Source organism: Streptomyces sp. NPDC033178 (assembly GCF_055577685.1).
On record NZ_JBVIPT010000005.1, the window covers coordinates 1 to 14596 of the forward strand.

At 68.7% G+C, this 14596-nt stretch carries 13 protein-coding genes and 1 riboswitch; of the genes, 9 read left to right on the forward strand and 4 right to left on the reverse strand.

The annotated features are described in order from the left end of the window. The 3 genes from ACZ5VQ_RS13580 to ACZ5VQ_RS13590 all read left to right on the forward strand — a co-directional run. On the forward strand, positions 1 to 1161 hold a 1161-nt coding region (locus ACZ5VQ_RS13580), incomplete at its 5' end, for a cytochrome c oxidase subunit I (RefSeq protein ID WP_469105035.1). Next, positions 1158 to 1556, forward strand: coding sequence for a cytochrome c oxidase subunit 4 (locus tag ACZ5VQ_RS13585; RefSeq protein WP_307525337.1), 399 nt, complete (start codon positions 1158 to 1160; stop codon positions 1554 to 1556). The genes ACZ5VQ_RS13580 and ACZ5VQ_RS13585, both read left to right, overlap by 4 nt. A 129-nt stretch (positions 1557 to 1685) precedes the next feature. Then, a complete protein-coding gene (locus ACZ5VQ_RS13590) occupies positions 1686 to 2930 on the forward strand; it encodes a L,D-transpeptidase (RefSeq protein WP_469105036.1) in 1245 nt (414 codons plus the stop codon). 22 nt (positions 2931 to 2952) lie between these two features. Here ACZ5VQ_RS13590 and ACZ5VQ_RS13595 read toward each other — a convergent pair whose 3' ends face one another. Next, positions 2953 to 3354: a hypothetical protein gene (locus tag ACZ5VQ_RS13595; protein WP_469105037.1), complete on the reverse strand. Its 402-nt coding sequence runs from the start codon at positions 3352 to 3354 to the stop codon at positions 2953 to 2955. A gap of 188 nt (positions 3355 to 3542) precedes the next feature. Here ACZ5VQ_RS13595 and ctaE point away from each other — a divergent pair, with 188 nt between their 5' ends. The 6 genes from ctaE to ACZ5VQ_RS13625 all read left to right on the forward strand — a co-directional run bounded on the left by ctaE (position 3543) and on the right by ACZ5VQ_RS13625 (position 10987). Continuing rightward, positions 3543 to 4163 (forward strand): aa3-type cytochrome oxidase subunit III, encoded by a 621-nt coding sequence (gene ctaE, locus ACZ5VQ_RS13600; protein WP_055615511.1) that lies wholly within the window; start codon positions 3543 to 3545, stop codon positions 4161 to 4163. 65 nt (positions 4164 to 4228) lie between these two features. Continuing rightward, positions 4229 to 5038: a cytochrome bc1 complex diheme cytochrome c subunit gene (gene qcrC / locus ACZ5VQ_RS13605; RefSeq protein WP_307525342.1), complete on the forward strand. Its 810-nt coding sequence runs from the start codon at positions 4229 to 4231 to the stop codon at positions 5036 to 5038. Then, positions 5035 to 6102 (forward strand): cytochrome bc1 complex Rieske iron-sulfur subunit, encoded by a 1068-nt coding sequence (qcrA, locus tag ACZ5VQ_RS13610; protein WP_469105038.1) that lies wholly within the window; start codon positions 5035 to 5037, stop codon positions 6100 to 6102. The genes qcrC and qcrA overlap by 4 nt, the downstream gene beginning before the upstream one ends. Next, positions 6099 to 7760, forward strand: coding sequence for a cytochrome bc1 complex cytochrome b subunit (qcrB, locus tag ACZ5VQ_RS13615; protein ID WP_469105039.1), 1662 nt, complete (start codon positions 6099 to 6101; stop codon positions 7758 to 7760). The genes qcrA and qcrB overlap by 4 nt, the downstream gene beginning before the upstream one ends. 177 nt (positions 7761 to 7937) lie before the next feature. Continuing rightward, complete coding sequence (trpD, locus tag ACZ5VQ_RS13620) at positions 7938 to 9002, forward strand: anthranilate phosphoribosyltransferase (protein ID WP_469105040.1); 1065 nt, start codon at positions 7938 to 7940, stop codon at positions 9000 to 9002. 312 nt (positions 9003 to 9314) lie between these two features. Beyond that, a riboswitch (SAM riboswitch) is annotated at positions 9315 to 9431 on the forward strand. 161 nt (positions 9432 to 9592) lie between these two features. Beyond that, positions 9593 to 10987, forward strand: a complete 1395-nt coding sequence (locus ACZ5VQ_RS13625; protein WP_469105041.1) for an aminotransferase class V-fold PLP-dependent enzyme — start codon at positions 9593 to 9595, stop codon at positions 10985 to 10987. Positions 10988 to 11057: 70 nt separating this feature from the next. Here the strand turns inward: ACZ5VQ_RS13625 and ACZ5VQ_RS13630 are convergent, their stop codons facing one another. From ACZ5VQ_RS13630 to ACZ5VQ_RS13640, 3 genes are all read right to left on the reverse strand, one after another. Then, a complete protein-coding gene (locus ACZ5VQ_RS13630) occupies positions 11058 to 12260 on the reverse strand; it encodes a glycerate kinase family protein (protein ID WP_469105042.1) in 1203 nt (400 codons plus the stop codon). Between the two features lie 52 nt (positions 12261 to 12312). After that, positions 12313 to 13731 (reverse strand): SLC13 family permease, encoded by a 1419-nt coding sequence (locus ACZ5VQ_RS13635; protein ID WP_469105043.1) that lies wholly within the window; start codon positions 13729 to 13731, stop codon positions 12313 to 12315. A gap of 156 nt (positions 13732 to 13887) precedes the next feature. Further along, positions 13888 to 14550, reverse strand: a complete 663-nt coding sequence (locus ACZ5VQ_RS13640) for a response regulator transcription factor (protein WP_469105044.1) — start codon at positions 14548 to 14550, stop codon at positions 13888 to 13890. Positions 14551 to 14596 lie beyond the last annotated feature (46 nt).

Here is a 14596-nt window from a genome sequence, read left to right on the forward strand (position 1 = left end):
TTCATCACCACCATCATCTGCATGCGCGCGCCGGGCATGACCATGTTCCGCATGCCGATCTTCGTGTGGAACGTGCTGCTCACCGCGGTCCTCGTGCTGCTCGCCTTCCCCGTTCTCGCGGCCGCGCTGTTCGCGCTGGAGGCGGATCGGAAATTCGGCGCACACATCTTCGATGCCGCCAATGGCGGGGCCCTGTTGTGGCAGCACCTGTTCTGGTTCTTCGGGCATCCAGAGGTGTACATCATCGCGCTGCCGTTCTTCGGCATCATCAGCGAGGTCATCCCGGTCTTCTCCCGCAAGCCGATGTTCGGCTACATGGGCCTGATCGGCGCGACCATCGCGATCGCCGGCCTGTCGGTGACGGTGTGGGCGCACCACATGTACGTCACCGGCGGTGTGCTGCTGCCGTTCTTCTCCTTCATGACGTTCCTGATCGCCGTGCCGACGGGTGTGAAGTTCTTCAACTGGATCGGCACCATGTGGAAGGGGTCGTTGTCGTTCGAGACCCCGATGCTGTGGGCCACCGGGTTCCTGATCACCTTCACCTTCGGTGGTCTGACCGGTGTCATCCTGGCCTCGCCGCCGATGGACTTCCACGTCTCGGACTCCTACTTCGTGGTGGCGCACTTCCACTACGTGGTGTTCGGCACGGTGGTGTTCGCGATGTTCTCCGGCTTCCACTTCTGGTGGCCGAAGTTCACCGGCAAGATGCTCGACGAACGCCTCGGCAAGATCACCTTCTGGACGCTGTTCATCGGCTTCCACGGCACCTTCCTCGTCCAGCACTGGCTGGGTGCCGAGGGCATGCCCCGTCGTTACGCGGACTATCTCGCGGCCGACGGCTTCACCGCCCTGAACACGATCTCGACGATCAGCTCGTTCGTGCTCGGTCTGTCGATCCTGCCGTTCTTCTACAACGTGTGGAAGACCGCCAAGTACGGCAAGAAGGTCGAGGTCGACGACCCGTGGGGTTACGGCCGTTCGCTGGAGTGGGCCACGTCCTGCCCGCCGCCGCGGCACAACTTCCTCACCCTGCCGCGGATCCGTTCCGAATCCCCCGCCTTCGACCTGCACCACCCGGAGATCGCCGCTCTCGACCAGCTCGAGAACGCCGGTCACGGTGAGAAGGCCCTCGCTGGTGGCAAGGAGGCCGGCAAGTGAAGGTCCAAGGCAAGATGTTCATCTGGCTGGCAGTCTTCGTGCTGGCCATGGCCATCGTCTACGGCGTGTGGTCCAAGGAGCCCGCCGGCACCACGGCGCTCTTCCTGGGCTTCGGCCTGTGCATCATGATCGGTTACTACCTGGCCTTCACGGCCCGGCGTGTCGACGTGGGCGCCCAGGACAACAAGGAGGCCGACGTCGCCGACGACGCCGGTGAGGTCGGTTTCTTCAGCCCGCACAGCTGGCAGCCGCTCTCCCTCGGCATCGGTGGCGCGCTCGCCTTCATGGGCGTGATCTTCGGCTGGTGGCTGCTCTACTTCTCGGCCCCGATCATCATGATCGGCCTGTGGGGCTGGGTCTTCGAGTACTACCGCGGCGAAAGCCAGAACCAGTAACACGCGCAGAGCACGGGAAGCCCGGACACTCCGTCAGGAGGTCCGGGCTTCCCTCTTTTGCCACACCGCTCATCCCTCGCACGGCCCACCCGACGCGCCGGGTCCGGCCCCGCTTCCTAGCGTGAGGTCATGAGCCACACACCGCGAAACCGCACAGCCGTCAGTACGGCACTCATAGTCGCCCTCGGCGCCGGGGTCACGGCCTGCGGCTCCGACGGCCACCCGCTGTCGGCCAAGCCGTACGACGCCGCGGAGGACATCTCCTTCAACACCCCCGTGGACGACGGCAAGAAGGCCGACCCGGACAAGCCCCTGGAGATCACCGCCGAGGACTCCGACGGCCGGATCACCGACGTGACCGCCACGGACGCCTCAGGACGGTATGTGGCGGGCGAACTCTCGGCCGACGGGAGCCGCTGGCACAGCACCTCCCCGCTGGCCGCCGGCGTCCACTACAGGGTCCGCGTGAGCACCGAGGACGAGGACGGCGCTCCCGGCCGCAAGGTTGTCGACTTCGACACCGGAACCCCCACCACGAAGCGGCTGGACGTGAAGTTCGGGCCCGACAAGGGCACGTACGGCGTCGGTCAGCCCGTCACCGCCGAGCTCAGCCTCCCGGTCAAGGACAAGGCCGCCCGCGCCGTCGTGGAGCGCTCACTGAAGGTCGACTCCCGGCCCCGCGTGGAGGGCGCCTGGCACTGGGTGGACGACAAGAAGCTGCACTACCGCCCCAAGGAGTACTGGCCCGCCCAGGCCACCATCAGCGCCCGCAGCAACCTGGCCGGGATAAAGGTCGCCGAGCGCCTCTGGGGCGGCAAGGCCAAGCCTCTGACCCTGACCACGGGCGACCGCGTGGAGGCCGTCACGGACGCCTCGGCGCACTCCATGACGGTCTACCGGAACGGCGAGGCGATCAAGACGATCCCCGTCACCACCGGCAAACCGGGCTACGACACCCGCAACGGCGTCAAGGTCGTACTGGGCAAGGAAGGTACCGTTCGCATGACCAGCGCCAGCATCGGCGCTTCGGACTTCTACGACCTGATCGTCCACAACTCGGTCAGGCTCACCAACAGCGGCGAGTACGTCCACGCCGCCCCCTGGTCCACGGGCTCCCAGGGCTACGCGAACGTCAGCCACGGCTGCACCGGCATGAGTACCGCCAACGCCCAGTGGTTCTACGAGAACATCCGCGCCGGCGACATCGTCCAGGTCGTCAACTCGTCCGGCGACACGATGGCCCCGTTCGGCAACGGCTTCGGCGACTGGAACCTCACCTGGAAGAAATGGCGCACAGGCAGCGCCCTCGTGGCCGACACCCCGGAGGGTCCCGGCCCGGAGGCCCGCCTGAGGCTACGCCCGGAGTCTGTCTAGGCCCACATCACCCGCGGGGCGCTCAGGCGCTCAGAGCACGCTTGCTGCGGAGCAGCCCCGCCAGGGCCGCGGCGAACTCCACAGGCTCCACCGGCAAGGTCACCGCGGCGTCGGCCCGGCTCCACGTGGCCAGCCACGCGTCCTGAGGCCGCCCGATCAGCAACAGCACCGGCGGACAGTTGAAGATCTCGTCCTTGATCTGGCGGCAGATCCCCATTCCGCCCGCGGGAACGGCCTCGCCGTCGAGCACGCACACATCGATGCCACCGCGGTCCAGCTCCTTGATGACGGCGGCAGGCGTCGCGCACTCGATGAACTCCACCTGAGGAACGTCCGCGGCCGGCCGCCGGCCGGTGGCGAGCCGCACCTGCTCACGGGTGTTGGAGTCGTCGCTGTAGACCAGCACCGTTGCGGTCGGCTGCATTCTTCCTCCGGGACGTCAGCGTCGTAGAGACAGATACGGACAGGGTCCGATGCGCGGATGCTACTCCCTTGAACACATGGTCAACAGCGGTTCGGACAGGGCTTCGATGGGCCATATGGGCTGGACACGACCCACAGACACTCCGAACGGCACCCCCGGGAGTGAGGGCGAGATAAGCGACCGACATAATGTCGGTCGTGGCGACAGCAACGACAGTAGAAACCGGGCACGCGCACCCGTCGGTCAATCGGCCGAACCTCACCAGCGTCGGAACGATCATCTGGCTGAGTTCCGAGCTGATGTTCTTCGCGGCCCTCTTCGCGATGTACTTCACCCTGCGATCGGTGACCGGGCCGACTCACTGGAAGGAGATGGCGGAACATCTCAACTTCCCGTTCTCGGCGACGAACACCACGATCCTGGTGCTCTCCTCCCTCACCTGCCAGCTCGGCGTCTTCGCCGCCGAGCGCGGGGACGTGAAGAAGCTCCGGATGTGGTTCATCGTCACCTTCATCATGGGTGCGATCTTCATCGGCGGTCAGGTCCTCGAGTACACCGAACTGGTCAAGGACGCGGGCCTCTCGCTCTCCTCCGACCCGTACGGCTCGGTGTTCTACCTGACCACCGGCTTCCACGGCCTGCACGTGACGGGTGGTCTCATCGCCTTCCTGCTGGTCCTCGGGCGCACCTACGCCGCCCGCAGGTTCACGCATGAGCAGGCGACCGCCGCCATCGTCGTGTCCTACTACTGGCACTTCGTCGATGTCGTCTGGATCGGCCTCTTCGCCACGATCTACATGATCAAGTAGCCGGGCCCGTTCCCGAGCACATTCCAGAAGCATCGACGCAGAAGATCCTGACACCGGGGTAATCCGTGAAAAAGCTCTCCGCACGACGACGCCATCCGCTGGCGGCGCTCGTCGTCCTACTCCTCGCGCTGGCATGCACCGGGGGGCTGTATACCGCGTTCGCGCCCGCGGACGAGGCGCAGGCCGGTACAACCGCCCAGTCCCTAGCAATCGACGAGGGCAAGAAGCTCTATGCCGTCGGCTGCGCCAGCTGCCACGGCACCGGCGGTCAGGGCACCACTGACGGTCCGAGTCTCGTCGGTGTGGGCGCCGCGGCCGTCGACTTCCAGGTCGGCACCGGCCGCATGCCGGCCCAGCAGCCTGGCGCGCAGGTTCCGAAGAAGAAGGTCATCTACTCGCAGGCCGAGATCGACCAGCTCGCGGCGTTCGTCGCCTCGCTGGGTGCCGGTCCGACGGTGCCTACCGAGGCCCAGTACAACCCCGAGGGCGCGGACATCGCCAAGGGCGGTGAGCTCTTCCGTACGAACTGCGCCCAGTGCCACAACTTCACCGGCAAGGGCGGCGCGCTGACGAACGGCAAGTACGCCCCGACGCTGGAGGATGTCGACCCGAAGCACATCTACGAGGCCATGCAGACAGGCCCGCAGAACATGCCGTCCTTCCCCGACACCACGCTGACGGAGAAGAACAAGCAGGACATCATCGCGTACCTCGACGCGGTCAACAGCAACGACTCGGAGAGCCCCGGTGGTCTGGAGCTGGGCGGCCTGGGGCCGGTCAGTGAAGGCCTCTTCGGCTGGATCTTCGGTCTCGGCGGTCTGATCGCCGTCGCCGTGTGGGTCGCCGCCCGGACCGCAAAGGCCAAGAAGTCATGAGTAGCCAAGAGACCCCAGAAGAGAACCTGCCCGCCGAGCGGGCCGACGACGAGCACGCGCACGGCGCCGTGAGTGTCGCGGACGAGAAGCATCCGTTCGCGGACCCCGGTCTGCCGCCGCACGAGCACCGGATCCAGGACATCGACGAGCGGGCCGCCAAGCGCTCCGAGCGCACGGTCGCCCTGCTGTTCACGCTGTCGATGCTGGCCACGGTCGGCTTCATCGCGTCGTTCGTGACGATTCCCGCCGACAAGATCGTCTACATCTTCCCGCTCGGTCACATCAGCGGACTGAACTTCGCCCTGGGCATGACGCTCGGTCTGGCGCTGTTCTGCATCGGCGCGGGCGCGGTCCACTGGGCCCGCACCCTGATGTCCGACGAGGAGATGACCGACGAGCGTCACGCCATCGCGGCGGAGCCCGAGGTCAAGGCCAAGGTGCTGGCCGACTTCAAGCAGGGCGCCAAGGAGTCCGCGCTCGGCCGCCGCAAGCTGATCCGCAACACGATGTTCGGCGCGCTGACCCTGTTCCCGCTGTCCGGCATCGTCCTGCTGCGCGACCTCGGTCCGCTGCCGGAGGACAAGCTGCGGCACACGTTGTGGCGCAAGGGACTGCAGCTCGTCAACATGAACACGAACGAGCCGCTGCGTCCCTCCGACGTCGCCGTGGGCTCGCTCACCTTCGCCAAGCCTGAGGGCCTGGAGGAGCACGACCACGACTTCCAGACCGAGATCGCCAAGGCGGCCCTGATGATCGTCCGGCTGCAGCCGGAGAACATCAAGGACAAGCGTGAGCTCGAGTGGTCCCACGAGGGCATCGTGGCGTACTCGAAGATCTGCACCCATGTCGGTTGCCCGATCTCCCTGTACGAGCAGCAGACGCACCACGTTCTGTGCCCGTGCCACCAGTCCACCTTCGACCTCGCCGACGGTGCCCGAGTTATCTTCGGCCCGGCCGGTCACGCCCTGCCGCAGCTGCGCATCGGCGTGAACGACGAGGGTTACCTCGAGGCGCTCGGCGACTTCGATGAGCCCGTCGGTCCTGCATTCTGGGAGCGCGGATGAGCACTACGACCACCTCCACGAATCCCTCAGGCCCTGGCGGGCCGGGGCGCTCGCGCGAGAAGGCGCCGGCCGGCGAGAAGATCGCCGACTGGGCCGACGGCCGGCTGGGGATCTACTCCCTGGCCAAGGCCAACATGCGCAAGATCTTCCCGGACCACTGGTCCTTCATGCTGGGTGAGATCTGCCTCTACAGCTTCATCATCATCATCCTCACGGGTGTGTATCTGACGCTGTTCTTCCACCCCTCGATGAACGAGATCGAGTACCACGGAAGCTATGTCCCGCTGCAGGGGCAGCTGATGTCGGAGGCCTTCGCCTCCACGCTGGACATCAGCTTCGACGTCCGCGGCGGTCTGCTCATCCGGCAGATCCACCACTGGGCGGCCATCGTCTTCCTGGCCGGCATGTTCGTGCACATGATGCGCGTGTTCTTCACGGGTGCGTTCCGCAAGCCGCGTGAGATCAACTGGATGTTCGGCTTCCTGCTGTTCGTCCTCGGCATGTTCACCGGGTTCACCGGCTACTCGCTCCCGGACGACCTGCTCTCCGGTACCGGCGTCCGCTTCACCCAGGGCGCGATCCTGGCCACGCCGATCGTCGGAACGTACATCTCGATGTTCCTGTTCGGCGGGGAGTTCCCGGGCGGCGACTTCGTCTCGCGGTTCTACTCGATCCACATCCTGCTGCTGCCCGGCATCATGCTGGGGCTCGTGGTCGGCCACCTGATCCTGGTCTTCTACCACAAGCACACGCAGTTCGCGGGTCCCGGAAAGACGAACAAGAACGTCGTCGGCATGCCGCTGCTGCCGGTCTACATGGCCAAGGCCGGAGGCTTCTTCTTCCTGGTCTTCGGTTTCATCGCGATGGTGTCCGCGGTCGCGTCGATCAACCCGATCTGGGTGCTGGGACCGTACCGGCCGGACCAGGTGTCCACGGGCGCCCAGCCGGACTGGTACATGGGCTTCGCCGAGGGTCTGATCCGTGCGATGCCCGGCTGGGAGATCAACCTCTGGGGTCACACACTCGTCCTGGGTGTGTTCATCCCGCTGGTGCTCTTCGGTCTCTTCCTCGGCATCCTCGCGCTCTATCCGTTCATCGAGTCCTGGATCACCGGAGACAAGAGCGAGCACCACATCCTGGACCGGCCGCGCAACGCGCCGACCCGTACGGCCTTCGGTGTCGCCTGGGTGACCGCGTACATGATCATGCTGATCGGCGGTGGCAACGACATCGTCGCGACCCACTTCCATCTGTCGATCAACTCGGTGACCTGGTTCGTCCGGGTCGGGTTCTTCGTCGGACCGGTCCTCGCGTTCGTCGTCACCAAGCGGATCTGTCTCGGCCTCCAGCGCCGCGACAAGGACAAGGTGCTGCACGGCCGCGAGTCGGGCATCATCAAGCGTCTGCCGCACGGTGAGTTCATCGAGGTCCACGAGCCCCTCAGCCAGGAGGCTCTGCACACCCTCACGGCGCACGAGCAGTACGAGCCGGCCGTGATCGGCCCGGCGGTCGACGAGAACGGTGTCGAGCGCAAGGTGAAGGGCCCGCAGAAGCTGCGCGCCAAGCTCAGCAACGCGTACTTCGGCGAGGACAACCAGATCCCGAAGCCCACCGCCGAGGAGTACAAGGAGATCACGAGCGGCCACGGCCACCACTGATCTTCTACCTGTTCGCCACGGCAGGAGCCCCGTCCATTGCCCGGACGGGGCTCTTTGCCGTCCCCGGGGCTGGATAGGGTGGACCTGGTCCCGTACGAGCGATGAGCTACGGGCAAGCCCCACACTCCACATCCCACAGGCGTCCCCATCGCGGGACGGACGACCCAGGAGCGGCATATGAGCGCTGTGACCCCCGCAGGAGGCGACACCGCGGCGGTCCGTTCCTGGCCCGCCCTGCTGAACGGCCTGCTGGACGGACGCGACCTGAGCGCCGCCGACACCGCCTGGGCGATGGACCTGATCATGCGGGGCGAGGCGACCGACGCGCAGATCGCCGGGTTCGTGGTGGCGCTGCGGGCCAAGGGCGAGACCGTCGAGGAGATCGTCGGGTTCGTCCGGGCGATGTACGAGCACGCGAACGTGATCGAGGTGCCGGGGGAGACCGTCGACATCGTCGGTACGGGCGGCGACGGGGCGAAGACCGTCAACATCTCCACCATGTCGGCGATCGTCATCGCCGGTACGGGTGCCAAGGTCGTCAAGCACGGCAACCGGGCGGCCTCCTCGGCCTCCGGGGCGTCCGACGTGCTGGAGAAGCTCGGGGTCAATCTGGAGCTGCCGACACATCGGGTGGCCCAGGTCGCCGAGACGGCCGGGATCACCTTCTGCTTCGCGGCGAAGTTCCACCCCGCGATGCGCTACGCGGGCGCCGCGCGCGGGCAGCTGGGGATCCGTACGGTCTTCAACGCGCTGGGTCCGCTGACCAATCCGGCGAAGGTGAGGGCGCAGGCCGTCGGGTGCGCCGATCCCCGGATGGCGCCGATCATGGCCGGTGTCTTCGCCGAGCGCGGCAACTCCTCGCTCGTCTTCCGCGGTGACGACGGGCTGGACGAGCTGACGACGACCGCTACGTCGCGGGTGTGGATCGTACGGGACGGGAAGGTGCGCGAGGAGTCGTTCGATCCGCGTGACGTGGGGATCGAGCTGGTGCCCGTGGAGGCGCTGCGCGGGGCCGACGCCTCGTACAACGCGGATGTGGCCCGGCGGCTGCTCAACGGGGAGACCGGGCCCGTTCGTGACGCCGTGCTGCTGAACTCCGCGGCGGCGCTGGTGGCTCTGTCGCCGGGGGACGGGCCGCTCGCGGACCAGCTCCGGGCGGGGATGGTGAAGGCGGCGGCCGCGATCGACTCCGGGGCGGCGAAGGCGACGCTGGAGCGGTGGGTGGCGGCGACCAACGCGTAGCCGCTGGGCCGGCCTTTTTCTTCGCCCCCGCCGCCCCTTCCCGTCCCGTCCCCTGGGGGCTCCGCCCCCAGACCCCCGTATCGCGCTGAACGCGCTCGTCCTCAAACGCCGGACGGGCTGATGGTGTCGGCCCGGGCTGCGAAGTATTCAGCCCCTCCGGCGTTTGAGGAGCGGGGGTTCGGGGGCTGGCCCCCGAAAAGGGACGGGAATGGGTAGGGGCGGCGGGGGCGAAAAGGCCCCGTCGCTCCCCGGCCGTTCCGGCATCCGGACGGCGGGGTTGCGTCGGGAAGATCGTGTGGCAAGATGCAGGCAGGTCATGAGCGACAGCCATCAGGCCCCGGCCGGCTGTCCGGCAACCCTCCGTCCGTGGCGGGGTGCCCCGGGTGAAGACCAGGCCGTAGGCAGTGAGGTCTACGGCAAGCGCGGACCCCTCGCATCACCAGGGGTCCTGGTCGTCCGAGGGAGCCTTCTGTGAGCAAGCGAATGCGATAGGGCGTAGAGCCCCGCCTCCGCACCCCCCTTTTCACCTCACCCGCGCTTGAGCCCTACCCGCTCGCGTGGTGTTCCCGCCTGCCTCACAGGAGTTCGCCATGTCTGTTTCCACCGCTGTCTCCACTGCCGCTGTCGCTGCCGCCGACGAGCCCGTGTGCCGTGACACCTCCGCGTCGCTGCCCGTGCTGGGGCGAGACGTCACCGTCCCGCTGGTCACCGGCGGCGAGGTCACCTACGCCGCGCTCGACTACGCCGCCAGCGCCCCGGCCCTCCAGCGGGTGTGGGACGACGTGGCCGCGTACGCCCCGTACTACGGGAGCGTGCACCGCGGGGCCGGGTACCTCTCCCAGCTGTCCACCGACCTGTTCGAGAACGCCCGCAGGACCGTCGAGGAGTTCCTCGACTGCCGCGACGGCGACCAGGTCGTCTTCACCCGGTCCACCACCGACTCGCTCAACCTCCTCGCCGCCGCCCTGCCCGCCGACTGCCAGGTCTTCGTCTTCGAGACCGAGCACCACGCGTCCCTGCTCCCGTGGCGGAACGCCCGCGTCACCTACCTCAACGCCCCGCGCACCCCGGGCGAGGCCGTCGCCACGCTGGAGCGGGCGCTCGCCGAGCGGGACCCCCACGGTCCGGCGCTCGTGTGCGTCACGGGCGCCTCGAACGTCACCGGCGAGCTGTGGCCCGTACGGGAACTGGCCGCCGCCGCCCACACGAACGGCGCCCGGATCGTGCTCGACGCCGCCCAGCTCGCGCCCCACCACCCCGTGTCCGTACGGGAGTTGGACGTCGACTGGGTCGCCTTCTCCGGTCACAAGCTGTACGCGCCCTTCGGGTCGGGTGTCCTCGCCGGACGCGCCGACTGGCTGACCGAGGCCGAGCCGTACCTCGCGGGCGGGGGTGCCTCGCGGAAGGTCTCACGGCGGGTGGACGGCGGCGTCGACGTCGAGTGGCACGAGAGCGCCGCACGGCACGAGGCCGGGTCGCCCAACGTCATCGGTGCCTACTCCATCGCCTCCGCCTGCAAGGCCCTCACCGAGGCCGGCTTCGACACGCTGGTCGCCCGGGAGCAGCACCTGATCGACACCGTCAGGACCGGTCTCGCCGAGGTGCCCGAGGTGCGTGTCCTCTCGCTCTTCGGCGACGACGCGCCCCGCGTCGGTGTCATCTCCTTCGTCGTCGAGGGCTGGAACAGCTCGCACTTCGCCGCCGCGCTCTCCGCCGAGTACGGCATCGGAGTGCGGGACGGTCTGTTCTGCGCGCACCCGCTCGTACGCACCCTCCTCGGCAGCGACCCGCAGACCCAGGGCGAGTGCGGTGCCCCCGAGGCGGCGCCCGGCGAGAAGTCGCTCAACGCGATCCGCGTGAGCTTCGGGGCGGGCACGCCCGACGAGCACGTCAAGCGGTTCGTCCGTGCCGTCAAGGAACTCGTGAGCGACGGCGCGAAGTGGAACTACCGCACGGTGGAAGGGCGTTGCGTCCCGGCGGTGTGACCCCGGTCTGACCCCGGTCTGACCGGCTGGTGGCTCCCCGAGTGTCCGCCGCCCCCCGCCGGGGCTGCGCTCACACGCCCGCCCCTCGTGGCAGCCCCGCCCCCAGCAGGATCATCCGCAGCGCTCGCTCGGTCGCGTCGGTGAGGAGTTCGGAGGCTCGTACGAGGGCCTCGGCCAGGGCCATCGGGGCGGGCAGGATGCCGGTGAAGGCGTCCACGCCCGGGACCGTGTGGGCGCCCTCGCCGAGGGTGCCCGCCAGGGCGAGGACCGGGCGTCCGTTCAGTTTGGCGCGGCGGGCCACCTCGGCCGGGACCTTGCCACGCGGTGTCTGGTGGTCCAGGGCACCCTCCGCGGTGAGGACCAGGTCGGCGCGGGCGAGGCGGGCGTCCAGGTCGAGGTGGTCGAGGAGCACCTCGAAGCGGGGGAGGAGACGGGCGCCGAGAGCGGCGAGGCCCGCGCCCAGGCCGCCGGAGGCACCCGTACCGGGGCCGCCGTACAGGTCACAGGTGACCGGGAGGTCCCGGGTGAGGACGTACGCCCAGTTCTCCAGGCCCGCGGACAGCTCCTCGACCTGCGCGGGGGTCGCGCCCTTCTGCGGACCGAAGACCCGGGCGACGCCGCGCTCACCGCAGAGCACGTTGTACGGGTTGCAGGCGACCAGCAGTTCCGTGTGGGCCAGACGGGGGTCGAGACCCTTCGGGTCGATGTGGTGCAGGCGGGTCAACTCACGGCCCCCGTGGGGGAGTTCGAAGCCGTCCTCGTCGAGCAGGCGGGCGCCGAGCGCCTGCAGGGCTCCGGCGCCCCCGTCCGACGTACCCGAGTCGCCGCAGCCGACGAGGATGCGGCGTACGCCCGTGTCGAGGGCGGCGCGGATCAGCTCGCCGACGCCGTACGTGGTGGTGGCGCCCGGGTCGCGCAGGCTGTGCGGGACGAGGGAGAGGCCGGCCACCGCCGCCATCTCCACGACGGCCGTGTCGGCGGAGCCGAGGTCGGAGCCGGAGCCGGATCCGACACCGGATCCAGCGCCGAGCAGCGCGAAGTGGGTGCCCACGGGCTCGCCGAGCGGGCCGGTGGCGGGCAGGGCGACCAGTCGGCCCCCGGTCGCCGAGGCGAGGGCCCGGGCAGTCCCCTCGCCGCCGTCCACCAGCGGGATCAGGTCGACCTCGGCGTCCGGTACGACACGGCGTACGCCCGCCGCGATGGCGTCGGCGGCGGCCTGTGCGGACAGGGACTCCTTGAAGCCACTGGGGGCGACGGCGAAACGGGTCAGCATGAGAGGGCTCCTTGAGGACTTCACGGCTTGCGGGCTTGCGGGCTTGCGGGCTTCAGGGCTTGAGGACCGGTATGCCGAGCAGCGGCCACACGGTGTGGGCGAAGAGCAGGACGAGCGCGGCCGTCAGCGGGGCCAGGACCGCGGACAGGCGCAGCAGATCGCGCGGGGTGTACGTCGGTGTGCCGGGTATCTCGGCGAAGAGCGTGACCGGCTTGGCCGACGCCGGGAGCGTGTGGCAGAAGCCCGCCGCGGCGGTGGACGCCAGCGCGGCCGCGACCGGGTTGACTCCCGCGCCCACGGCGGCCGCGACCACCAGCGGTACGAGGACGGAGGACCGGGCCGAACGGGACTGCAGGACCAGATGCGCGGCCGTGCTCACCGCGACGACGAGCGCGAGGAACAGCCACGGGGCCACGTCCCCCGGCAGCCCGGACACCAGCCATCCCGCCGCCCCCGAATCCGCGAGCGCGACACCCATCGCCATCGTCGCGGCCATGAAGAGGAGCAGCGACCAGGGGACCGTCTTCAGAGCGTCCTTCAGGCCCACGGTTCCGAGAGCGGGCGAGGCCGCGACGACCGCGCCGATCAGGGCGACGACCGCGGGGGACACCTGGTGGAGGGGCTCGCTGCACCACAGCGCGACCACCGTGGCGAGCAGCAGCGCGCAGCGCGACTCGGCGGGCGACCAGGGGCCGGTGACGGGCTGCTCGCTGTGCTGCTGGATGTCATCGGCCGTGATCCGTACGGGAGTTCGGCGGTCCGCGCGCCGCGTCGTCGTCAACAGCACGGTTTCCGCGGCCAGATGGGAGGACGCCACGGCCAACGGCAGCCCGAGCAGCAGCCACTGTGTGAAGTCGATACGGTCCCCGGTCGTCTCCCACAGCACCGACACCGTGATCAGATGCGCACCGGCACCGATCAGGGTCGCCACCGCCGACAGGAGGATCACGGTCGGAAAGAGCAGCGCCAGCATCACGACCAGTCGCTTCCGGTCGGCCAGCACCTTGGCGAGCGCGAGGAACACCGGCAGCGCGAGCGCGGCCCGGCCGGAGGTGGCGGGCACCGCGAAGGCCGTCACCACCAGTGCGGCCGTCGTCAGATGCACCAACTGCCTGACGCTGCCCGCCCCGCCCACCAGGAAGGCCGCCGCCCGCCCCGCGAGCCCCGTCCGGGCCACGGCTGCCGCCAGCACGAAGGCGCAGATCAGCAGCCAGACCGTCGCGTCCCCGAGCGTGCCGAAGAGCGTCTCGCTGCTGATCACCCCGGTCACCGTGAGCGCGAGTCCCGCACCCAGGGCGATGTACGTGTCGTCGATGGGCGTACCGATCCACGCACAGGTCGCCAGCGCGAACACGGCGAGCGTCAGCCGCGCATCACCACCAAGCCCGGGAAGGTTGCCGGGCACGATCAGCAGGGCGCAGAGGCTCAGGGCCACACAGAGGGCGGAGGCTTGCCGAAGATTCAGACTCACGACATTCAGAGTTCAGCGGGGCGGTGAGTCTCCAATGAGCAGCACATGAAGGAAGCTTCACGGACCAGGCGGGGGCGCCCCTTTCAGGGGCGCGGGGAACTGCGCGATCAGCCACAGCGAACCCGCAGCCGAAATCCGACCCACCCAACGGAACACTCACACGGGGAGCCGATATCCCATCCCCCGCACAGTCTCCACCCGCTCCGCACCCAACTTCTTCCGCAACGAACGCACATACACATCAACGATGTTGGACCCGGGATCGAAGTCGTACCCCCACACATGCGACAGGATCTGCTCACGCGACAACACCTGCCCGGGGTGCCGCAGGAACAGCTCCAGCAGCACGAACTCACGGGCCGTCAGGTCGACGACCCGCTCGCCCGCGCGAGCCCGCCGCGTACGCAGATCCAACGTGAGGTCACCACCGCGCAGCATGGTGACCTCGGGCACCCCCGCCGCCGTACGCAACCGCAGCCGCACCCGCGCGAGGAGTTCCTCGAAACGGAACGGCTTGGTCATCCAGTCGTCGGCGCCGCCCTCCAGGCCCGCGACCGTGTCGCGTACGGAGTCCCGGGCGGTCAGCACGATCACCGGGACCGTCACCCGGGCCTCGCGCAGTTCGCGCAGCACGGTGAACCCGTCCCGGCCGGGCAGCCCGATGTCCAGGATCACCAGGTCGAAGCCGCCGGTCAGCGCGTATTCGTAGGCCGAGTCCCCGTCCGTGACGACGGTCGTGGTGAAGCCGCCTGCGCGCAGGCCCTTCTCGACGAAGGAGGCGATGCGCTCCTCGTCCTCGACGATCAGGATGCGCTTCATGTCCAACAGGCCTTTCCGGAAAGGGTGGTACCGGTGGTACGAGCAG